The organism is Streptomyces sp. GQFP, assembly GCF_021545335.1.
Classification (GTDB): Bacteria; Actinomycetota; Actinomycetes; order Streptomycetales; family Streptomycetaceae; genus Streptomyces.
Window position 1 is genome coordinate 7311995 of sequence record NZ_CP089312.1, and the last position, 21457, is coordinate 7333451.

Here is a 21457-nt window from a genome sequence, read left to right on the forward strand (position 1 = left end):
GGTGCTCCACGTGATCGTTTTCTCGCTGCTGTCGGGCGTGAAGGTCCTCAAGGCCGAAAGCAGAGAAGGGCAGCGGCGCGTGCCGTGGCCCCATCCGACGCAGCAGCCGCTGTGCTTGATCGGAGTCGGCCCCACTGTGGGCATAAGTGATCGTGACGGGCTCGACGAGGAGCTGGACGTGTCCCTCGCCGACCGTTCCGGTGCTCACCGGACGCCACCCAGCGGGATCTCCGCCAGAGTCTGCCAGGTGATGGTCTTCTCAGTGTCGTTGGCGACGACGTCGACCAGCGTGATGCACTCGATGTGCAGGGGGGCGTGACTGGGACGGACACGCCGGACGCGTCGGTGTATCTGGTGGAAGTGGTCCAGGGTGACCTCGGCTGTGGCGTACGACTCCGTCAGGTGGAGCACTCCGGTCTCGTATGCCGTCGCGTCGGCCCCATAAACGACCTCGAAGGCGCGGGTGGCTGCGGTGCGCAGCGTGTTCAGCGGCCCGTCCGGCCCAAGGTCAAAAAGAATCCCGGTGGGGTACGCCAGGGGACTGCCAGCCGTGATGGAGAACGGGGCGATGGAGCGCATCTGCCGGGCCAACTCGGCGACGAGGGCCTGCCGTTCGGCTTCCGGGACATCGTGGGCGGCTATTGAACTCAGCTGGTAGAGCGTGATGTGAAACCACTCGTTGGCGACGTGGGTGAGCGGGTCGTCCCTGGTTGCCTCACGGACACCGCGGATGAGTTCGGAGAGTTCCGGATTGCGGCCGAGATCGACGGTGACGTAGGCGTGGAGCAAAGACGGCGTGCGACCGGCTTCCCATAAGTCTTTGCCCTGCTGAAATGTGAACGGCTTCATGATGAGTCAACGTACCGACGCGACCTCCAAGTCTGAGGGGGAAAAGCGATGTTGGTCCTGCAGGGCTCGCGGTCAGACTTACGAGAGGGCTGCCGCCCGTGTCCTCAGTTCTTGGGCTTCGGGCAGGTCGGGGAAGCGGCGGAGGCGTACGCGCATGTCCTGGATCGCAGCGCGGACTTTGACGGAGTGAACGCCGTCGGCGAAGTCGAGGAAGTCTGACCAGGTGGCCATAGCACCGTCCACATTGCCTTGGCGCAGGAGTACGCCGCTGAGGTCGGCCAGGACGATGGCGCGGGTGCGGCGCCGGTCGAGGCCGTGGATGTCGAGGGCAAGGTGAAGGTGTTCTTCGGCGGCGGTGAGGTCGCCGAGGCGGGTGTGGATCATTCCGGTTTCGTGGGCCCAGCGGCCGGGAGAGTAGTGAGCTGCCCAGGAGTCGCCGGATCCGGTGGCGGGCTTGCCGATGGCGCTCTCGGCGAGGGCGAGGTGTTGGGTGGCGAGGGTGCGGTCGTAGTCCTGGGCGGCGGCGTTGGCGAGGGTGGCGTTGTAGTACGCCACGGCGCGCGGGTTTTGCAGTGCCTTGCCGTAGTTGACGCAGGCTTCGCTGAGCTGGACGGCCTCGGCGCGGTAGCCGAGATCGATGCACTGCACGGCGAGCCCGCGGAGGGCGGTGGCGGCGAGTTCGGGGTCGCCGGCCTCGTCCGCGAGCCGGTAGGCGTGTGCGTAGTAGCCCTGGGCGATGCCCTGGAGTTCAGGAGTGTCGCCTTCGTCCTGCGCCATCCAGCCTGCGAGGTGGGCGAGCTGGGATGTGGCGGCGAACAAGGCTCGGCCCGTGGCTTCGGTGTACTTGCCGTTCAGCCAGGGGGCGACGTCTTCGGTGAGGTAGCGCACGGCGAGGTGGCGGGCGTGGCCGCCGCCGAGTTCGGAGGCGGAGTCGCCGAGGGTCTTGACCATGACCTTGATGGCTTCGACCTCGCCCCGGCCGACCCGCACGGCGTTGGCCGGCGTTCTGGTGACGCGGCGGGTGATGCTTTCGGGGTCGGGCAGGCCGAGGGCCGCGAGAGCATAGCCGCTGGACGCGGTGAGGAAGTTCCGGCGGTCCACGTCGAGGTCGTTCCTTCCCAACTCAATGACTGAGGCCACGGTATCGGCGTGGGGCGGTGCTGGTGCGGCGGATTGGCGGATGACGGTCGCGTCAGGATCGAGATCGAGGACACGGGCGACGTGGGGCCACCAGTAGTCGGGCGTGCGTTCGCCGGTCATCCATTTGCGGGCGTACTGGCGACCTATGCGGCCGGGCCCGCTTCCCTCTTCCTTGCCGACGGCTCGCGCCAGGTCCGTGGGGCCCCAGCCGCGTTCTTCGCAGGCCGTGCGGATCAGGTTCGCGATGGCCTGGGCGTGCGGCCTGCTCGTCATCTCGTCACCCCACCCCTGGACTACACGGGCCTACGCAGGACTACATCCTTCCCCCTGCCGGGGTTCGGCACCCGGCGCTTGACTGAACATCGTCCGCCTCGAACTCGGTTTCTCCAACATGAAGTTGGTCAAAGGCGGCTCCGGTTCTCGGCAGAGCGCGGCCGTCGGGTCCCGGAGCCTTTCACCCGAGAGGTCGGAGTGGCCCGAGCCCGGCGGAGCTGGTGGCGAGCAGTCACCGGCGCTGCCGCAGCTGGCGCGACGCAGTCGGACGAGAGGAGGCCAGCTATGTCGTATGACCACTGATCCCGAGAGGTACAGGGGCGGGCCCTCCACGGTGGGCCCGCCCCGCTCTGGAAGGACTCGCGATGTCATCTGTGATCGACCGTTACGACCCTTTGGACCCCGAGATCCTGCGCGACCCGTACCCGGCTCTCGCTGAACTGCGGCTGTCTGAGCCGGTGTTCTGGCACCAGGGAATGGGCTCGTGGGCGCTGACCCGGTACGCGGACAGCGTGCGCGTGCTGCGCGACCACGCGACGTTCGCCCGCGACCCCCGGCGCACCGGAGGCACGGTGCCCGAACCGTCCTTGAGCGTGCAGACGCTCGACCCCCCGCAGCAGAGCCGAGTCCGGTCCCTGTTCATGACCGCGCTGCGGGCCCAGGACCTGACCAGGCTCGAAGACCGGGCCCGCCTCCTGGTGCGCGAACGGCTCGACCAACTGGCCGGCGCCGGCGCGTTCGACGTGATGGCCGAGATCGCGGTGCCGCTGTCCGTGGCGGTCGTGGCCGACCTGCTCGGTGTCGAGCCCCCGCCGTACGGGGAGTTCGCTGCGGTGTCGGACGCGATCATGCGGAGCATGGACGGCGGCCTCAACCCGACGCTCGTCGAGCCGGGCCGCGCCGCCCGCCGCCAGCTGAGCGACCTGGTCGACTCCTGGTTCACGGCCTCGTCCCGCCCCGGCCTGCTGACCCAGGTGCGGCAGGCAGTTCCCCCCGACTCCGACGCGTCGGCCCGGCTGTACGTGAAGAACACGGCACGGGTCATGTTCCAAGGCGGCTACAGCACGATGGCCGCAGCAGTCGGCAACGCCGTGCACACCCTCCTCGGCCACCCGAGAACCCTGGAGCAGATGCAGGACCCGGCGCTGCTGGCCACGGGCGTGGACGAGCTGGTGCGCTTCGACGGACCGGTGCAGGGCACCACACGCACCGCCGTGCGCTCCTGCCGCATCGGCGACGCCGTCATCGAGGCGGGCCAGAAGGTCGTCCCCTTGTTCGCGGCGGCCAACCGAGACCCGGCCGCCTTCTCGCGGGCGGACGAGCTGGTGCTGGACCGCACCCCGAACCGCCACCTCGGCTACGGGTGGGGACCCCACGCCTGCATCGGGACGACGGTCGCCCAGACGGGACTGCGCGCCCTGGTCGCGGCCCTGAACGACCACCCCACCCGCCTGACCGCCGCCGACGACGGCGTGCGGCGCCGCACGGCGACCATGCGGGCCTTCGACACGCTGCCCGCCCTCCTCCTCTGACGCCGCTCACCCGCCCTACTCCAGGAGCCTGTTGTGCGCATCCTCATCGGCAACCACATCGATCCATCCATCCGCGAGCGCCACGACATGCGGGCCTGGACCCAGCGCCTGCTGTGGTTCGCCCGCCCCGGTGACCTGCTCGTCCTGTGCTGCGAGCCGGACATGGAGTTCGTCGACTACGCCCTGGCCCACACCGGCGTGAAGCGCGAGGAGCTGACCTTGCTGACCGCCCCGGCCGGAGCCTGGGGCGACCGGCTGCTCGACCCCTCCTCGCTGACCGGGCCCGCGTTCGTGGAGCAGGTGCGCGCCACGCTCGGCCCGGCCGGTGCCGACGTAGTGAGCGAGGTGTTCGCGCTGTGGCCGTCCGCCGCCGTGGCGCGGCTCGCCGATGCCCTGGGCGTGGCCGACCGCTTACCGGGAGCGGCCTTCTTCGGGCAGGGCGGCGGGGAGATCGGAAACAACAAGGCGAACTTCCGGGCCCTGGCGGCAGCGGTCGGGGTGCCGATCCTGCCGGGCCGCATCTGCCGCAGCCTCGCCGAAGCGACCGAAGCGACCGGTGCACTGCTGAAGGACTCCGCATCCGGGGCCGTCGTGGTCAAGCAGGCCCACAACGGGGCAGGGGTCGGCAACCAACTCCTCGTCCGCGAGCCGGAGATGGCCGTGGACCACGTCGGCGCCCGGCACCTGCACCACCTGGCCCCAGGCCCCGACGGCATCGCCGCGTACTGGGCCGAGCGGTGGCCGTGGGCGAGTGGGGACGGCCGTTGGCCGGTCGTCATCGAGGAGTTCGCGCCCGGCGCGGATGCCGTGTACTCCGAGCACTACGCCTCCGACGCCGGTACCCGGGCCACCGAGACGGGCCGCCTGCTGTACGTCGGGCGGCGTCTGAGCCACCAGGTCGTGCCGCTCGACGGTGTCACCGAGCCGGTGCGCGCGGCGCTGCTGGACGGCGGGGCCCGGCTGGCCGAGGCGTACCGGGCGTTCGGCTACCGCGGGCACCTGAGCGCGGACGCCCTGGTCCTGCCCGACGGGACCGTGGTGTTCACGGAGGTCAACGCCCAGGTCTCCGGGTCCTTGCACATCTACCAGTCGATCGCTCACGGCATCGTCGATGTCGCCGCCGTCCCGGTCCGGCAAGTGGTCGAGTACCACGTCCCGCCCACCTGGGCGGTGCCGTCATTCGCCGCGTTCCTGACGTTGCTCGACGAGCTGGGCCTGGCGTACGACCCGTCCACCCGGACCGGGGTGATCGTGTCGATGCCCGCCATCCCCCTGGCCCCCGGGGAACCGGTGCAGTTCGTGTTCTGCCTCGCCTACGACCCCGCCGAGGGCCACGCGAGCACGTTCGCCCTGCTCGACGCGCGGTTCGCGACCGTGCCCGCCGGCACCTACGACGCCAGCCAGCACATCGGCACCGGCGCCGTGTCCTTCTCCTCCTGACCGGGAGCCCCCCTGTGACCACCACCTCGCTCACCTCGGCACCGGCCGAAGCCGCCCGACTCCGCCCCGTCTTCGACTACAGCCGGCTGGTTGCCGAACTCGCGGCCGTCACCGCCCATACCTGGAACGTGCAGCGCACCCATACCCGAGAGGGGCAGATCGGCCAGGCGGCCACGATCGACTGGCGGGTCCTGGCACTGCGCAGCCTCGGCGGCGACCCGGAGCGCACCGACCCGGGCGGCCCCGGACCCCAGACGTTCCAGGCGACGCGATGGCTCGACCGGCTGCCGTACCTCGCACAGGTCCTGGACACCATCCCCGCCCCGTTGAACGCGGTGCGGCTGATGGCGCTGGGGCCCGGCGCTGTATCGAAGGCGCACTGCGACCCCAAGTACCGCCTTGACCGCGGCATTGTGCGTCTGCACATCCCCGTCGTCACCGACCCGGCCGCCGTCCTCGTCCTGGACGGCGTCGAACACTGCTGGCAGCCCGGCAGCTGCTGGTACGGCGACTTCTCCCGCGAGCACCTGGTGCGCAACACCAGCGAGACGGTGACCCGGGTCCACGTCGTGATCGACGCCCTGCTCACCGCCGACCTCGTGGCCTGGTTCCCGGACTCCTGGCAGGAGCTGCTGACCCGCGGCGAGGTCCTGCTCAACCGCACAGGCCCGCCAGCGGCTCCGGCCTGGCCTGCTGGGCTGCCGTACGACGCGCTGCTGCCGGTCGGGTTCGCGGACTTCGACACCTCCGACCCGCTGGACGGCTCCCTCATCCCCGCCCGCATCGACCGCGGCGCCGACGGCGTGCTCGCCCTGACGATCGCCGGACGCGTCTTCGCCCTTACCCCCGTCGACGACCGCGAGTTCCGGTTCTCCGGCTGGAGCGAGCAGCGCACCCTTCAGCCGGACCGCGACGGCACCGGCCTGACTCTGCGGGCCCGCCACGGCCGCGCGCTCGCTGACCGGCACGTCACCGCAGCCTCCCGTACCCCCTGACCCGCTCCGCTGCCCGAGAGGAACACCCATGCCCCGCCTGAACAGTCACGACGACTTCACCCCGCTGAAGGAGGTCATCGTCGGGTCCGCCGCCAACTACGTCGGACACGACCGCGACGTCAGCTTCGAGCTGTTCCACCACGAGAACCTGACGGGCTTCCGGTCGGACTGGGCCTATCCCCGTCTGACCCAGGCGGCAGCCGGCCACCGGGAGAGCTGGGCCATCAAGGCCCGGTACGCGGAGGAACTGCACGAGGACGTCGAAGCCCTGGCGGCCACCCTCGCCGGACTCGGCATCGCCGTGCACCGGCCGCTGCCCCTGCCTGCGGCCGCTGCCCCGATCGCGGGCCTGGGTTGGGAGGCCGCCCCGACCCCGGCGCTCAACATCCGCGACAACACGCTGATCCTCGGCGACCAGATCATCGAGACGCCGCCCGCGATCCGCTCCCGCTACCTGGAGACCCGCCTGCTCGCCCCCGTCTTCACCCACTACTGGGAGAACGGTGCACGGTGGATGACGATGCCCCGCCCCACCCTCACCGACAACTCCTTCGACCTGTCGTACGCGAGGGACACCGCGACCACCCTGGGCGGGCCGACCGAGGTCATCGACGACCCGCAGCCCAGCCCGTACGACGTCGGCCTGGAGATGATGCTGGACGGCGCGCAGGTCCTGCGGCTGGGCCGCGACCTGGTCGTCAACGTCGCCCAGGAGAACCACACCCGGGGCGCCGAATGGCTTCAGAGGCACCTCGGCCACGACTACCGCGTCCACCGGGTATGGAGGATGGCGGACAACCACATCGACAGCATGGTCCTCGCCCTGAAGCCGGGGGTGTTCCTGGCCCGGCACGACGGCATCCGGGACCTGATGCCCGAGCCACTGCGCTCGTGGCGCTACCTCGTGCCGCCAGAGCCGGACGCGGGCGCGTTCCCCGTCTACGACGACTACGAGGACCTGGTCCTCACCAGCCCCTATATCGACCTCAACGTGCTCTCCGTCGACGAGCACACGGTTCTGGTCAACGAGGAGTGCACCGGCCTGATCAAGCTGCTGGAGGCGGAGAAGTTCGACGTGGTCCCCGTACGGCACCGGCACCGGAGGCTGTTCGGGGGCGGATTCCACTGCTTCACCCTGGACACCCGCCGCACCGGCGGCTTCGAGGACTACCTGTCGTGACCCTCCCGGGCGTGCTGCTGCTGGACGCGGCCGGCCCCGAGGCGGGCGCCCTTGCCATGGCGGCAGCCGCCCGCGGCCACCAGGTTCACGCAGCGACCACCGCCGCGCCGTACGCGGGCTACGGGCCGGAGCTGAAGGGCCTGCTGGCCGGGCACATCGCCACCGACTTCACCCGGCCCGGCAAGGCCCTGGCCGAGACCGCCGCGTACGCCCGCCGCCATGGGGTCGGCGCGGTGCTGACCGTCAACGAGTACCTGACCGAGCTCGCCGCGCATCTCTGCGCCGAGCTGGGGGTGCCCGGCAACGATCCGGGCCGGGCGCGGGCGGCCCGTGACAAGGCCGTCATGAGCGAGGCGTTCGCGACGGCCGGGGTGCGCACCCCGTACACCGTTCTCGTCCGGGACGATGCCGGCTTGCGGGCCGCCCTGGCGGACCCGAGGCTCGGTTTCCCCTGCGTGCTCAAGCCGCTGTCCGGGGCAGGCTCCGCAGGCGTCACGGTGGCCAGCGGCCCCGCCGGTGCGGCCGAGGCCGCCCACGTCGCCCGCGAGACGGTCGGCATGTACGGCAGCGGCGGCGACCCGGGCGTCCTGGTCCAGGCGTTCGCCGCCGGGACGGAGTACAGCGTCGAGTCCCTCACCCAGGACGGCACCACGACGCATCTTGCCGTGACCCGGAAGCAGGTGACCGGCGGCACGAAGAGGGTCGAGACGGGGCACAGCCTGCCCATCTGCCTGCCCCCGGCCGTGGTGTCGGCCGTGTACCGGGAGGTGGAGGCGGCCATCCGGGCGGCCGGTATCCGGCAAGGGGCCTCGCACACCGAGGTCATCGTCGGCGGGGACGGGCGGTGCACGGTCATCGAGATCGGCGCCCGCCTCGCCGCCGGACACATCGGAGTCCTGATCCAGCACGCCCTGGGCATCGACGTGTGGGCGGCGCTGCTCGATGTCGCCCTCGGCCGACCTGCCGCGCTCACCCCCGCCGCCCGCGGGTACGCGACCGTACGGTTCGTGATCAGCCCGCGCGCCGGGCGGCTGGTTTCCCTCTGCGGGTTTCCGAAGACGGGACCGGGTTTGCCGTTCGTCCGCTGGCGGGCAGCGATCGGCGGCCTCGTCCACGAGCCGGGCGCCAACAGCCACCGGCTGGGGGCGTTCGTGGTCACCGGCGCAGAGGCCGCCGAGGTCGAGGAGCGGGCCGACGCACTTCTGCGGCGGGTCCGCATCCACGTCGAACCAGCCCCCGAGAACCCCGGTCAGGTCAGGCCGGCGAGCACCTCGGACATTGCGCCGTAGCTCTCGCGGACCGCGTCCGCGTTGCCCAGCCGGTGGCGTTCGAGCCGGATCGCGCCCAAGTGCCGGGCCTCGTAGACCCGCGCCCGCCACACCGCTGAGGGCGAGCGGTCCAGCGCACCGTAGGACTCCCAGAACGCTGTCCGCTCATCGTCCTTGGCCGTCGCCATGCGGATGGTCCAGTCAGCGGCCGGGTCACCAAATGAGGTGCGGTCGAAGTCCATGACGCCGGTGATCACCGGCTCGGGCGCTGCCGAGTCCACCAGGGCGTTGACGGTCCACAGGTCTCCGGTCAGCAGCCTGGGCTCGGCGACTTCGTCCAGCACCGCGCGGTGGTGCGCTGCCGCCGCGGCGATCTTCCGTACGTCGGCCGCGTCCAGGCCGACGCCGTCCAGGTCGGCGGCGATCTCCTCCAGTGACGTGATCACCGCCTCGCTCCACGTCTCGCAGCCGGGGCCGCCGACGGGACCGAAGTACGGGCCGCACACGTCGTGCACGGAGCGGGTGATGGCGCCCATCTGCCGGAAGAACGCCGGCCACGCGGCACGCGGGTACGTCCCCAGGCGCTCCGGAGCCGGGACACCGTCCAGGTACGTCTGGATCATCCAGTCCCGGCCGATCACCTGGTGCGACCAGTCCGCCGCGATCACTCGTGGCATCAGCCGCGCGATCACTGCCAGCCAGGGCACGGAGGCGTATTCGTTGCGCATCAACTGCTGCTCGGAACGGAACTGGCTGCCCGGCTCCGGCGCCACCCGCAGGACAACCGGCCGGTCCTGGCCAGCCAGTTCGACCTTGTAGGTGCTGTTGTACATGCCCATGCCCAATTCGACGGCGGACAGCGGGCGGCTCTCGGGTCCGAAGGCCCGGTCACACACCGCCGTGATCTCCTCGGGGTCCAGCGACTGCTGGAACGCTCCTGGGGCGCGCCTGACCGGACGGAACTCCATGTGACTCCTTGGAAGTCGTGGGCGGACACCAACGCAGAACGGCACCGCCCGGTCAGTACGAGGCCGCTCCGGCTCGGCGCCTTGGCATGGCCCTGGACCGTGCCCCAGCCGATGCTATCGAGGGGTGCGGAGCCAGAGCCTCAGCTGCAGCGGCAAGGAGGCTCCCCGGCACCGAAGACCCCGGAGTGCCCTCAATGCCGGGAGTGTGTCAACTACATGAGCCGTACGGAGCCTTGCGGCTCGCGCTGCGCGGCAGCTGCCGGGCAGCTCCGGTTTCCGCCAGCTGTCGGCGCAGCCGTTCGATCTCATCGTGCTGGGCAGCGAGCCGAGAGATGCCGAGAGCTCTGAACTCGGAGAGGGCTTCTATCTGTTGATCGCGGGCGAGGACCCGCGACTTCAAAGTGGCGACCTCTGCTTTGAGCCGCTCGATCTGTGCGTCTCGCGGGTCGGTGATCGCGCCGGCTTCTTGGAGCTCGGCGCGTCGGCGTTCGAACTCCTCGGCCAGATGCTGGTAGGTGCCGGGCCGTGTGGTGCCGTCGCGGTTCTTCTTCGGGTCGAAGCCGGTGCGGGTGATCCCGGCTAGGGAGGCGAGCGTCTTGAGGTCGCACTTGCCGCCCGGCGGGAGGTCTCCGCCCAGCAGTCGTTCCATCGCGGCACGGACGGCGGCTTCGTTGCGGTTCCGGTCGGTGGCGCTGTAGTGCTGCCCCGTCCTGCCTCCGCTGCCGTGACGGCGTGTACGTCGTGACACCAACTGCTCCCCGGGGTTGCGGGACGTCCCTGTGGACGAAGCGTAGCGATCAGCACGCAGGATGACCTGAGTCCGCGTCACCCCGCAGGCGGGCGAGGGCCTGGAGGAAGACGGCGCGGCGGGCGGGGGCCATGGTGTAGGCGACGGCCCGGTGCCGGTGGGGGTCGGCCGGGTCGTACACCGGCGTGACGGGCTCTGGGATTGTCGTCGGCCACCAGCCCTCGCGTACGCCGCGGCGCAGGGCGAAGCCGTGGGCGGTGCGGCAGCCGCGCACCGAGATGAGACGGGTGCGCAGGTCGGCGACGGCCACCGACCCGTTCTCGGAGGCCAGGACCGCGAGCAGGCGGGCGCCGGCGGGCAGCAGGCTCAGGTACCGCGCGGCGCGCTCGCCCGTCCACTCCTCCCCGTCGGTCATGTCGGTGGTGTCCGCGCCGCACGGACCGAAGGGCCCGGCGCCTCCGGGGCCGGTGCCGATGATCGGGCCGGCGCCCTTCCTCCGGTGCGGTCCGGGGATCACTCGCTCACCCCTTCGTGGTCAGGTGCCCGAGGGGTGCCGCTCGATGCGGGCTTGGACGTCCGGCGGGAGGGACCGGTCGAAGGTCGTCTCGACGGCGCCGATCACCGCGTCGGCCGTGCTTTCGTCCTCGATGCCCTCGTTCTCGGCACACCACGCGGTCAGGGACTGGGTCTGACCGGCCCACAGCAGCAGAGCCCAGGCGAGTTCGTCCGGGCGGTGGCTGGCCATGTGCGCGACCGCCTCGACGTCAGTGGTGGTCACATGCTGGTCGGAGCAGACCAGGCAGCCCTGCCCGATGCCCGCGTAGTCGACGAGTTGGGGCAGTGGTTCGATCTCTGTCATGCCGGGCACGCTACGCCGCCCGGCCGCCGGCGTACGGGCGTTCACCTGGGCTTCCCCCGACGGTGGGACACTGCGGCGGTGTCGGGATTCGCGAGGGATACGCCCCTCGGACCCCATCAGCAGGATGTTCAATGGGTCTTGGGCACACGGCGGCGCAGTTCGCCGTGCATGATGCCGCTGACGAACATGTCGTACTCGGAATCCGTGAACAGATGCGCGGGCTTTCCGGGGTTCTTCGAATCGCGGAGGGCCACGATGCCGTCGTCGAGGAAGGCGATCTGGACGCAGTTGGTGCCGCCGCTGCTGAAGCTGCTGGTCTGCCACTGGGCGTCACGCAGCTGGGACTCGACCCAGGCCGGGTCGAGTTCGTTCTTGTTCATGCAAGATCCTTGGCAATGGTGGTGAGAAGTGGCAGCGACGCTTTCTGGGAGAGAGCGTCGGATTTGAGCAGGTCGCTGGTGGTGCGGTACACCTCCACCGTCTCCGGCTCATTGAGGTGGAGCGAGGCCCGCATGGACTCGATGCACACCAAGTCCCGCCCGGTCGCGAAGGACATGAGCATGAACGGTCCGTCCATCCCTGCGTGCGCGCCGACCCGGTGCGGCAGGACCTGGACGGTGATGTTGGGAGCCGTGCGGGCGAGGTCGATCAGATGCTCAACCTGGGCGCGCATGACGGGCCGGCCGCCGACTTCCTGACGCAGGAGCCCTTCGGGAAGCACGGCCCAGATCTTCAGCGCCGGGTCGCGCTCCAGCATGTTCTTCTGGTGCTCCTGGCGCATGGACACGAAGCCGTCGATGTCCTCCGGAGTCTTCCAGGCCCGACTGCCCTCGGTCACCGCGCGGGCGTACTCCGGGGTCTGAAGTAGTCCGTGGATGGCTGCGGGGTTGAAGACGAACAGGTTGCTCGCGGTTTCCACCAGGGAGAGGTAGTCGCCGAGTGGGTCGTCGACGACACCTTGGTAGCGCTGCCACCAGTCGGCTTCCCCGGCCCGGCGGACCAGGCCGCGCAGTTCCTCGCGCAGTTCGGGGTCGGTGATCCTGTATACCTCGAAAAAGTGCGGCAGCTGCTGGATCTTGAGGCCCTGCACCCCCTTCTCGATCTTGCTGACCGTCGAGAAGGACCGGTAGCCGAGATGGCTCGCCGCCTCCTCCTGCGTCCAGCCCAAGGCTTCGCGGATGCGCCGGAGTTCAGCACCCAGGCGACGGCGCCGAGGTGTCGGCTCGACCGGCATCCCTCACCTCCTCGTCAGTCTTGACGCCAGACTAGCGGCTGGGCCATTTCGTGAATATGCCAACTCCCCGAGAGGAAAGGCTTTCCTCAAGGACTGCTTGCCGAAAGGGTAGTTGGCCGTCATTATCGAAGCTCACCCAGCGGACGGTGGCGCCCCGGTTACGCCGCGCCATCTCCGCCGTGGACGCACGTGCCACCTGGAGGGTCAGTGCCTGTGATGGCGGTCAGCCCAGTTCGGCAGCACCACATGGTGCTGCCCGCAATCGGCCCCGAGAGCATGGAATGCGTCCGGGAGATCGTGCGGGTCCTCCTGCGCATGTGGCGCAAGAGCGAGCTGGAGTTCGTCACCGAGCTCGGCGTCACCGAACTGCTGACGAATGTCCTGAAGCACACGCCGGGCGACTGTGAGCTGCTGGTGCGCGAGATGCCCGACGGCATCCTGGTCGGCGTCACCGACTTCGAGGACGCGCTGCCGACCGTGAAGGACGCCGACGGGGACGCCGAGGGCGGCCGGGGCCTGTTCCTTCTGTCCTGCCTGGCCGACGAGCTGCAGAGCCAGCCCCTGCTGTACGGGAAGCAGGTCTGGTTCCGGATCGGCCATGCCGCAGGCCGGGAGGAAGGCCGATGACGGCCGTCGACGCGATGGCTCTTATCGAGCCAACTTCCTTATTCCGTACGGTAGTTCGAGCTCACTCGTGCTTCGGTGGCGTCCTCCGGCGAGATCTAGAATCAGAGTTGTTTGCCCGGTTTCGGCCTCCAGCTGCCCGGGCTGCACGCGGCCGTGCGCCGTGATCGCGGGCGCTGTGTCGCGTTCCGGTCCTGACGAATCCAGAAAGGGCGTCCGCATGCCCGAGAAAGGAGCCCGTGTGACCCTCTTCCCACCCGGCCCGAACCTGTACGCGTCCTGGGAGACGCTCGCCGACGGACTGCAGGTCCAGCGCCTGGTCCTGCACCTGTCGCAGTTGCGCGAGCAACTCCTCGCACCGCCCGGCAACATCGCCTTGTTCGCGCAGACCCCGCCGAGCGCGCTGGCCGCGCGCCCCTCCCCGCTCGCCGAACCGTCGGCCGAGGCCGTCATCGACCAGGCCGGCCTTCAGCACTGGCTGCGCCTGCCGGCCGAATACGGAACGGCCGACGCCGGGACGAACCCCTTGGCCGCGAGTGCCGACCAGGTCGCCGGCACCCTGCTCGGGGGCGTCACCGATCCGGTCGTCCGCGCTGCGGTGGCCGCCGTGTGCACGGCGTCGGCCTGGTGGACGGGCGCGTTCGCTGTCATCCGCCACCTCGGCGTCCACCACACCTCCCTCCAGCCCGTCGATACCGCGATCACTCTGAACACGCTGCAGAGCGCGACGAGCATCGTGGCCCTCGGCACCGCCCAGCGGATCCTCTCCGAGCAGCTGCGCACCGCTTCGGCAGACGAGGCCGTACGCATGGCGTACTGCCGGGCGATCACCGAGAGCATCGTCGTCGAGAGCCGACTCCCCGAACTGCTGGACGAGCTGGGTGAACTGAGGCTGGTCGATCTGGTATCGACGTCGATCCCGTGGCGTGGCCGGTTCATGAAGTACGCCGGGGGCACCGGCGCAGGACAGGTGGAGTAAAGCCGATGGACCGCTATCCCTTCATCGTCGTCGAGGGCCTGGACGGCACCGGTAAGACGACCCTCCGCAAGGGTCTGTTCCGCCTCTTCGAGGGCCTGTTCCGCATCACGCCGCTCGCCGTACTGACCACCAACTTCCTTGACGCGGCAGTCGCGCTGGACCTGGTGGAGGGCAAGTACCAGCCCACCGCAGAGAACCGGGACCGCTACCTGGCGGCACTCGCGGCGGACAAGCAGGCCACCGCCGACCGGCTGATCGCCCCCAGCCTGGCGACCCGTCCGGTCATCGCGGACCGGTGGCTGCTGTCCGAACTGGCCTTCTTCGCGGTCAAACACGACCGCGCCCCGAAAGAGACGTACACCCATCTCACCGGGCAGCTCCACCTGGTGCCCGACCTCACGCTCGTCCTGGACATCACACCTGAGACCGCGATGGAACGGGCTGCCGACCGCTCGGGGGACGCCACCCGCCCCGACTGGGACGTGATGGACGTTCAGACCAGGGTCCGGGAGGTCTACCAGTCCGTTGCCGACACGCCTGACGCGTTCCCCGCCCTGGGAAAGGTCGTCCGGATCAACGCGGCGCAGGACCGCGCCACCGTCCTGCACACCGCCTGGGAGGCTCTGGCCCAGCACGGCCTGCTGCCCGACCGTGAAGGAGCCGAGTCGTGACCACTCCCACCGAGACCGACATAGCCCCGCTCGTTGCGCGGCTCACCGCCGCGGCGGGCGCCCGCCGCCCGCTGCGGGCGATCGGCGCCGCGAGCGCGGTGGCCGCCAAGGTCGCCGTGGAGACCGGCTTCGACGCCCTGTGGGTGTCCGGCCTGGAGGTCTCCACGGCCCTGGGCCTGCCGGACGAGAACGTGCTGGGACCGCGCGACCTGGCCGACACCGTCCTCGCCCTCACCCGTACGGCGGCGCTGCCGGTGATCGTGGACATCGACAACGCCGGCGGCACCCCGGCCACCGCCCGCCGGTTCGCCGGCGACCTCACCCGCGCCGGAGCAGCTGCCCTCTGCCTGGAGGACAGCGCCTACCCCAAGGTCAACTCCTTCGCCCTGCACCGCAGCCAGGCGCTCGCCCGCATCGAGACGGTGACCGAACAGCTCGCCGCGATGCGCGAGGCCGCCGGCACCCAGGTAGCCCTGATCGCACGGACCGAGGCCCTGATCTGCGGCGGGAGTGTTGCGGAGGCGGTGGAGCGGGCCGCAGCGTACGCGGCTTGTGGCGCGGACGCGGTGCTCATCCACTCCAAGGACCCCACCGGGCAGCAGGCCCTGGCCACGGCCGCCGCCTGGACGGGAGCGGTGCCGCTGGTGACCGTGCCCACCGCGTTTGCGCACCTGGCCCCGGACGATCTCGGCGAGGCGGGATTCGCCCTGGCCATCTACGCCAACCAGCTCTCGCGTGCCGCGCTCGCCGCCATGCGGCGCGCCGCAGCCTCCTTCCAGTCCACCGGCTCCTTCACCGCCGGCGGAACGCCACTGTCCGATGTCGCCGACCTCCTCCAGATCGCCGACCCGACCGCCCGCGCCTGCCTGTAGAAGGCGGCGGTCTCCGCTGCTCCAACAGTTTCGCTCTGCTCCAGCCCCGTACCACCAGCTTCCGCCGGGCAGTCGGCCGCGGCGGGCTCGACGAGGGAAGGAACATCCGCGTCATGACATCTCTGCCCCGCATCAGCGTGTCGGTCAAGGCCGCGATCGTCCACCAGGGCCGCATCCTGCTCATGTCCTACGACGACCACTCCGGCTTCCACTACAACCTGCCCGGCGGCAAGGCGAAGGTGGGTGAGCCGCTGCGCGACGCGGTCGTACGCAAGGTCAAGGAGGAGACCGGCCTGCGGGTGCGCACCTCGCGGCTGTTATTCGTCGTCGAGTACGTCCCCGAGCAGTACAACGACGAGTTCGGCACCGTCCACAAGACCCAGCACAACTTCCTCGCCGAGCTCCTCGACGAGGACACCACCCCGCGTAAGTCCGACCCACCCGACCCGATCCAGGTCGGCTTCGAATGGGTGCCCCTTCAGGAGTTCGGCGGCAAGTACCTGCTGCCGCGGGTCAACCAACAGGTGCTCGACGCACTCGCCGGGAACCCGGCCGACCGCGACGTCCTCGTGGACCGGTGGTGACCATGCACCACCCTCCCATCACCGTGCCGAGCCTCGCGGAACTGCACAACTGGCTCCTCGAACAGCATGGCGACACCGTGGATGCCGACCGCCTGCCCGCCATCCGCACTGAACTCGAACAGCTCGCAGCCCGTAAGGTGCCCGGCGCCGTGATCGAACTCGGCTGCTACCAGGGCGCCATGGCGCTGTGGATGCGCGCCGTCCTCGACGCCACCGGACAGCACCAGCGGAGCATCCACGTCTACGACTCCTTCAAGGGCCTGCCCGAACGCGGAACGAAGGACCCGGACCTGTTCGAGACCGGGTACCTGCGCGCCGAGCCGGAACAGGTGCTCGCCCTCCACGACCGCTGGGGCCGCACCCCGCCGACCATCCACCCTGGATGGTTCGCCGACACCCTCCCCGGCCGGCTCCCGGACCAGATCGCCTTCGCCTACCTGGACGGCGACTACTACGACTCCATCCACACCTGCCTGACCGCGTGCATCCCGCGCATGGCCCCCGGCGGCACGCTGATCGTCGACGACTACGCCGACCTGGAGGCGAACCCGAAGGCATGGAACGGGCTGCCCGGCGTCAAAGCAGCCTGCGAGGACTACTTCAGCGCGCCCACACCGCTTCAGGTCATCACCGGCGCCGGGGACCTCGCCTTCGGCCGCTACACCGCGCCCGCCGACGGGACACAGCAGTGAGCGCGGTGCGCAAGGCGCCGCTCCTCGTGAGCGTGAAGGGCGCGGCCGACACCGCACTGTTGCAGCAACACCTCCCCGGCTGCGTGATCCGGGAGATCACCGCACTCGCCACCGCGGACCCGGAACTTGCCGCCCGGGCCGACGTGCTGGTGCTGCGGTCGGGGCACCGGCTGGACACCCAGCGCCTGAGCCAGTGGCCGGCGCTGCGGCACGTGATCCGGGCCGGCTCCGGACTGGACGGCATCGACATCGACGCCCTGGCGGCGCGGGGCATCAGCGTGCACCGCAACCCAGAGCCGGCAGCCGGCGCGGTCGCCGAATGGGCCCTGGCCGCACTGCTCGCGCTCGCTCGCCGGATCCCGTACGGGCACGCCGCCCTCCTCCAGGGCCGGCACGCGAAGCAGCACTGCCTCGCCCCGCCCGTCTCTGCGATGCGCCTGGCGATCTGGGGCGCCGGGCCGGTCGGCCGGGCCTGCGCGCACGCCCTCGCCCCGCATGTCGCCGAGATCGCCTTCGCCGCCCGGCCGAGCCTGCCGGACACCCTGCCCTCGCGGCCCGGCAACGAACTGCCCGCCTGGGCAGACACCCACCTTGTGGCGCTCCCGCTCACCGACGAGAACCGAGGCCGGTTCGGCACCGGGTTCCTCGCCGCAGCGCGGCAACGGCGTCCCCTGCTGATCTGCGTCGGCCGCCTCGGCACGCTCGACATCGACGCCTGTCTGCGCGCCCTCACCGAGGGCCCGCTTGGCGGTCTCGCCCTCGATCCCGTCGAGGAATCGGATCTGCCGCTGTGGCCGGCTGACGCCCTGCCCGGACCCCTCAACCTGATCGCCACCCCGCACATCGGCGCCCAGCGCAGCGACGTCCGCGCCCTCCTCGACCGCTGGGTCGCCACGACCGCCGCCGGTGTCCTTGCCGCTGCAGACAGGACAGCCCGATGACCGCCACCCCGTGGCTAAATACGCGACTAGAGGTCGCCGAGCACGCCGCCGCTGCCCTGGCAGACGAGTACGCCGGCGCCGACGTGTGGCTGGTGGGCGCGCTCGCCGAAGGTCTGGCCCACCAGCACAGTGACGTGGATCTACTCCTGATCACCCAAGAGTTCGTCGCCGAGCCGGGCTCCCGCCTCATCCACGGCATCCGCGTCGACGTACGGGCGGTGCGGGAAACCACCGTGGACGACTGGCGCACGCTGCTCGACGCGTTCATCGTGACCCGCGGCGCCATCGCCACGTTCCGCGCGGTGCGGGCACGCTTGAGCGACCTCACCCTTCTGCGAACGGCCCGCCCGCTGACTCAAGCACCGGATCAGGGGGCGGTCTTGGAGCCCGAGCAGCGGGCCACCTACCAACGGTGGGCGCTTGCGGACCGCTGCGAGGTGGCGGCGAGCCTGGCCGAGGACCTTCTCGGTCTGGCCCAGGCGGGCCTGTACCCCCACGCTGACCTGGTGTGGGACCAGCTCGCCCGCGTCGTCGCCCAGGCCGAGACCGTCGCCGCCGGCGCTCCGCTGCTCGGCGAGAAATGGCTACCGAGCCTGCTGAGCCAAGACGACGCTGAACCATTCAGACCCGTGCCCGCGTTGCCCGAGCCGCAGTGGCTGAGCGCCGCCGCACACAGTCCCTTCTTCGCCCCCGTCCAGACCCGCCTCGCCGACGCCCTGCTCACGCTCTGGCCCACCGACGCCGAGCCGGAGCCCTTCGACGAGGCACGGCTCGGCGGCTTCGGCTGGCTGCCGCAGCGATACAGCGACGGCTGGTTCCTGCGCCGCGGCGACACCCGCGTCCCGCTCACCGACGGCGAAATACGCACCTGGCAGCAGTCCGCCGCACGGCGCGCCCGCACCTGAACCCATCAGCCCACCCTCGACCGGGGAGGTCCCGATGCCCAGCACGCTCACCACCCCCACGACGACCGTCGGCGCCGACGTGTGGCGGCCTCTGGAGGACACCGACCACGCCGCGGCGGTCTCCGTCGTCCTCAAGCTGCGCGGCGAGACCTGCGACGTCGACTGCCTGTACTGCTTCGAGAAACGCAAACTCGCCCCCGGCGGCGCCCAGATCACCGTCGAGCAGATACACCGCCTCGGCCAGATCTTCGGTGAGCGGCCTCTCGCGATCGAACTGCACGGCGGGGAACCCCTGACCGTCGGCAAGGACGCCATGGCCGCGCTCCTCGATGAACTCGCCGCCCAGCCCACCGTGCACCGCGTCCACCTGCAGACCAACGGCGTGCGGCTGGACGGCGAGTGGCTCGACCTGTTCGACGCCCACTACCCGGGCCTGCACATCGGCATCTCCATGGACGGCGACGAACAGGGAAACTCCTGGCGGATCGGCTACGACGGCACCGCGATTTACCCGCACATCGTGAACGCGCTGAATCTGCTCGCCGAGCGCGGACGCACCTGCGGCATCGTCACCGTGGTCACCCCCGCCGTCCTGGGCCGCGCCGCAGAGGTCATCGACCACATCGCCACCTTCGACGCGGTACGCGCCGTGCACCTCCTGCCCGCCTTCGACACCACCGTCACCAAGCCGCTCACGGCGTCCGGCCGCCGTACCAGCCCCAGCCGCCTCCTCCAGGCCCGTGCGGTCGGCACCGACGGCGCGGCCTGGGCGATCACTCCCGTCCAGTACGCCGAGTTCGTCCTTGAGGCCGCCGCCCGCTGGATCGGCGCCGGCCACTTCCGGCGGATCAAACTCGACCCGGCCGTCGCCACGATCAGCCGACTCAAGGGCCTGGACACCGCCCACTGCCACTTCTCCGCGCACAAGTGCTCCCACGTCTTCACCGCCTACCCCGACGGCCGCTTCGGCTCGTGCGACGAACTCCCCTGGCCCCAGGCCCGCCTACTGCCCCTCGCCGCCGCACACAGCGAGAAGGACGTCACCCAGGCCCAGCACGCCAACCCGCTGCTCACCGCCGGACGGGAGCTGATGACGAAGTGCCTCTCCTGCCCGTACCAGGCGGTCTGCGGAGGCGGGTGCACCGCGACCCGCTGGCGCATGGTCCAGGAGACCGGCAGCGATGACGCGTACTGCGACCACCGCGGGCGCCTCATCGACGGCATGGCTCACCTGCTCGCCGCCCCCGACCACCCGGCCGGCGCTCACTGCCTCCGCGCCCACTGGCGGCCCCTCGGCCCGAACGTCATGGACGACGTGGACGCCTTCCTCGCTCGCTGGGACGATCCGGCAGCTCCCCGTTCCCCGGCCCGGCTCCGGGCGAGTGACCACGGCAACATCAACGCCGCCGGCCTGCCCGGCGAGCAGGCGGCCGACGACCTCGACCCGCACCACCCCCAGTGGCGTGAGGGCATCGAGGACCGAGTGTGGCCGCTGGTCGACACGCTGACCCGCAGCTGGAAGGCCGTCACCTACGGCTCCTGCCAGGGACACGCCCACACCGGCACGAGCCTGGCCCCGTCCGCGTTCCGCGTCGGCCTGCTGCCGCGCACCCGCACCGAGTACGCCGCACTCGCCGACCGACTGTGCCACACGCTCGCCGCCGCCGACGGCTACCTGCCCGGCGCCATCACCGCACTCGTCGCACGCACCGACCTGACCAGCGCCCACACCGGCCGCCGTCACCCCGTCCTCAACCTCACCCTCGCCCCGGCCCCCGGCAGCACATGGGCCGACTACTTCACCGGCCTCGACCAGGCCGTGCGCACGCTCACGCACGCCGCCCGCCACACCCCGGCGGTCACCGGGTGCGCCTGCGCCCTCCGCCCGCCCCGCCCTACCCGGGAGGCATCATGATCCACATAGCGGAGACGCTCACCGTCTCCAGCATCGAGAACTTCCTCACCCCCGGCGAGATCACCACCCTGATCAGCGCCGTGGACGACGCCCTCGGTGAGGACGGCCTCCGCCGTTTCGACGCCGAGCGCACCACCACCCTGCACTCCATCCCCGGCCACACCAGCGAGCAGGCCATGGCCGTCTACGAACCCGCCGGCCGCCTCGAAATCCACCCGCCGCCCGAGACCGCGGCCAAGGTCCTCGCCCACGCCGTAGAGCGGGCGATGCCCGCACTGCGGCGCGCCCTGCCCGCCCTGACCTCCTGCCGCGAATGGATGTACGTCGAGTACGCGCCCGGACAGCACATCACCCCGCACGTCGACGGCATCGCCCCCGACCCCGCCGACTCTGTCCGCCAGCTCGCCGGGATCAGCGTCGTTCTCGAACATGCCGAAGACGGAGGGGATTTCTTCGTCGAAACCACCTCCCACCCTGCCCTGTGGAGCGACCAGCACGGCGGCGAAGGCTACGACCCGGCCATGGTGTTCACCCACGACGGAGCCGACCACTCCGCCGACTGGTTCCGCACCATGCCGCGCACCCGCTGGAACGTGCACCCCGCCCCCGGCACCGCGCTGCTGTACGGATCCCAGGTCACCCACGGCACCGAGCCGGTCCGCGCGGGGCGCGCACGCAAGTTCATCAGCTGGCTGATCAGCGAAGCCTGATCCGGCCATGCCCCCGCCCATCCGCAGCCCGCCCCTCGCGCGATGTACCCCGACCAGACCCTGCAACCCCACGGAGGA

Annotated in this window: 23 protein-coding genes; 15 read left to right on the top strand and 8 right to left on the bottom strand. The window is 70.7% G+C overall.

Annotation, left to right across the window (positions count from 1 at the left end; genetic code table 11):
• Nucleotides 1-204: 204 nt before the first annotated feature.
• Nucleotides 205-789, bottom strand: a complete 585-nt coding sequence (locus LUX31_RS33110; protein ID WP_235478983.1) for a 2'-5' RNA ligase family protein — start codon at nucleotides 787-789, stop codon at nucleotides 205-207.
• A gap of 138 nt (nucleotides 790-927) precedes the next feature.
• A complete protein-coding gene (locus tag LUX31_RS33115) occupies nucleotides 928-2262 on the bottom strand; it encodes a tetratricopeptide repeat protein (protein ID WP_235478984.1) in 1335 nt (444 codons plus the stop codon).
• 365 nt (nucleotides 2263-2627) lie between these two features.
• On the opposite strand from LUX31_RS33115, the gene LUX31_RS33120 reads away from it, so the two are divergent.
• From LUX31_RS33120 to LUX31_RS33140, 5 genes are read left to right on the top strand one after another with little or no spacing between them, the layout of a single operon-like run.
• Entirely contained in the window at nucleotides 2628-3794 is a 1167-nt protein-coding gene (locus LUX31_RS33120; RefSeq protein WP_235478985.1) for a cytochrome P450, read from the top strand.
• A 33-nt stretch (nucleotides 3795-3827) separates the two neighbouring features.
• The gene (locus LUX31_RS33125) at nucleotides 3828-5234 is read left to right on the top strand and encodes a peptide ligase PGM1-related protein (RefSeq protein ID WP_235478986.1); all 1407 of its coding nucleotides are present in this window, start codon (nucleotides 3828-3830) and stop codon (nucleotides 5232-5234) included.
• Nucleotides 5235-5248: 14 nt separating this feature from the next.
• Nucleotides 5249-6229 carry an aspartyl/asparaginyl beta-hydroxylase domain-containing protein gene (locus LUX31_RS33130; RefSeq protein WP_235478987.1) on the top strand — a complete coding sequence of 327 codons (981 nt, stop codon included), beginning with the start codon at nucleotides 5249-5251 and terminating at the stop codon, nucleotides 6227-6229.
• Nucleotides 6230-6257: 28 nt separating this feature from the next.
• On the top strand, nucleotides 6258-7409 hold the full coding sequence (locus LUX31_RS33135) for a glycine amidinotransferase (RefSeq protein WP_235478988.1): 1152 nt from the start codon (nucleotides 6258-6260) through the stop codon (nucleotides 7407-7409).
• A complete protein-coding gene (locus LUX31_RS33140) occupies nucleotides 7406-8698 on the top strand; it encodes an ATP-grasp domain-containing protein (protein ID WP_235478989.1) in 1293 nt (430 codons plus the stop codon). The genes LUX31_RS33135 and LUX31_RS33140 overlap by 4 nt, the downstream gene beginning before the upstream one ends.
• Here the strand turns inward: LUX31_RS33140 and LUX31_RS33145 are convergent.
• The 6 genes from LUX31_RS33145 to LUX31_RS33170 all read right to left on the bottom strand — a co-directional run bounded on the left by LUX31_RS33145 (nucleotide 8659) and on the right by LUX31_RS33170 (nucleotide 12486).
• A complete protein-coding gene (locus LUX31_RS33145) occupies nucleotides 8659-9645 on the bottom strand; it encodes a phosphotransferase family protein (RefSeq protein WP_235478990.1) in 987 nt (328 codons plus the stop codon). The genes LUX31_RS33140 and LUX31_RS33145 overlap by 40 nt on opposite strands.
• A gap of 208 nt (nucleotides 9646-9853) precedes the next feature.
• On the bottom strand, nucleotides 9854-10393 hold the full coding sequence (locus LUX31_RS33150; RefSeq protein ID WP_328285714.1) for a hypothetical protein: 540 nt from the start codon (nucleotides 10391-10393) through the stop codon (nucleotides 9854-9856).
• Between the two features lie 49 nt (nucleotides 10394-10442).
• Nucleotides 10443-10910: a hypothetical protein gene (locus LUX31_RS33155; protein ID WP_235478991.1), complete on the bottom strand. Its 468-nt coding sequence runs from the start codon at nucleotides 10908-10910 to the stop codon at nucleotides 10443-10445.
• 18 nt (nucleotides 10911-10928) lie between these two features.
• Nucleotides 10929-11252 carry a hypothetical protein gene (locus LUX31_RS33160; RefSeq protein ID WP_235478992.1) on the bottom strand — a complete coding sequence of 108 codons (324 nt, stop codon included), beginning with the start codon at nucleotides 11250-11252 and terminating at the stop codon, nucleotides 10929-10931.
• A gap of 128 nt (nucleotides 11253-11380) precedes the next feature.
• Nucleotides 11381-11632, bottom strand: a complete 252-nt coding sequence (locus tag LUX31_RS33165) for a DUF397 domain-containing protein (protein WP_235478993.1) — start codon at nucleotides 11630-11632, stop codon at nucleotides 11381-11383.
• The gene (locus tag LUX31_RS33170; RefSeq protein WP_235478994.1) at nucleotides 11629-12486 is read right to left on the bottom strand and encodes a helix-turn-helix domain-containing protein; all 858 of its coding nucleotides are present in this window, start codon (nucleotides 12484-12486) and stop codon (nucleotides 11629-11631) included. The genes LUX31_RS33165 and LUX31_RS33170 overlap by 4 nt, the downstream gene beginning before the upstream one ends.
• Nucleotides 12487-12732: 246 nt before the next feature.
• Between LUX31_RS33170 and LUX31_RS33175 the strand changes: the two genes are divergently transcribed.
• The 10 genes from LUX31_RS33175 (at nucleotide 12733) to LUX31_RS33220 (ending at nucleotide 21379) form a co-directional block, all read left to right on the top strand.
• Complete coding sequence (locus LUX31_RS33175) at nucleotides 12733-13113, top strand: ATP-binding protein (RefSeq protein ID WP_235478995.1); 381 nt, start codon at nucleotides 12733-12735, stop codon at nucleotides 13111-13113.
• A gap of 238 nt (nucleotides 13114-13351) precedes the next feature.
• The gene (locus LUX31_RS33180; RefSeq protein WP_235478996.1) at nucleotides 13352-14089 is read left to right on the top strand and encodes a hypothetical protein; all 738 of its coding nucleotides are present in this window, start codon (nucleotides 13352-13354) and stop codon (nucleotides 14087-14089) included.
• A 5-nt stretch (nucleotides 14090-14094) separates the two neighbouring features.
• Nucleotides 14095-14760, top strand: a complete 666-nt coding sequence (locus tag LUX31_RS33185; RefSeq protein ID WP_235478997.1) for a dTMP kinase — start codon at nucleotides 14095-14097, stop codon at nucleotides 14758-14760.
• The gene (locus LUX31_RS33190) at nucleotides 14757-15632 is read left to right on the top strand and encodes an isocitrate lyase/phosphoenolpyruvate mutase family protein (protein ID WP_235478998.1); all 876 of its coding nucleotides are present in this window, start codon (nucleotides 14757-14759) and stop codon (nucleotides 15630-15632) included. The genes LUX31_RS33185 and LUX31_RS33190 overlap by 4 nt, the downstream gene beginning before the upstream one ends.
• Before the next feature lie 113 nt (nucleotides 15633-15745).
• Nucleotides 15746-16216, top strand: coding sequence for an NUDIX domain-containing protein (locus tag LUX31_RS33195; RefSeq protein ID WP_235478999.1), 471 nt, complete (start codon nucleotides 15746-15748; stop codon nucleotides 16214-16216).
• A 2-nt stretch (nucleotides 16217-16218) separates the two neighbouring features.
• Nucleotides 16219-16908: a TylF/MycF/NovP-related O-methyltransferase gene (locus LUX31_RS33200; protein WP_235479000.1), complete on the top strand. Its 690-nt coding sequence runs from the start codon at nucleotides 16219-16221 to the stop codon at nucleotides 16906-16908.
• Nucleotides 16905-17849 (top strand): NAD(P)-dependent oxidoreductase, encoded by a 945-nt coding sequence (locus LUX31_RS33205; protein WP_235479001.1) that lies wholly within the window; start codon nucleotides 16905-16907, stop codon nucleotides 17847-17849. The genes LUX31_RS33200 and LUX31_RS33205 overlap by 4 nt, the downstream gene beginning before the upstream one ends.
• Complete coding sequence (locus tag LUX31_RS33210; RefSeq protein ID WP_235479002.1) at nucleotides 17846-18754, top strand: nucleotidyltransferase domain-containing protein; 909 nt, start codon at nucleotides 17846-17848, stop codon at nucleotides 18752-18754. The genes LUX31_RS33205 and LUX31_RS33210 overlap by 4 nt, the downstream gene beginning before the upstream one ends.
• Before the next feature lie 34 nt (nucleotides 18755-18788).
• Nucleotides 18789-20669, top strand: a complete 1881-nt coding sequence (locus LUX31_RS33215) for a radical SAM/SPASM domain-containing protein (RefSeq protein WP_235479003.1) — start codon at nucleotides 18789-18791, stop codon at nucleotides 20667-20669.
• Nucleotides 20666-21379, top strand: a complete 714-nt coding sequence (locus tag LUX31_RS33220) for a 2OG-Fe(II) oxygenase (protein ID WP_235479004.1) — start codon at nucleotides 20666-20668, stop codon at nucleotides 21377-21379. Before LUX31_RS33215 ends, LUX31_RS33220 begins: the two co-directional genes overlap by 4 nt.
• Nucleotides 21380-21457: the final 78 nt, after the last annotated feature.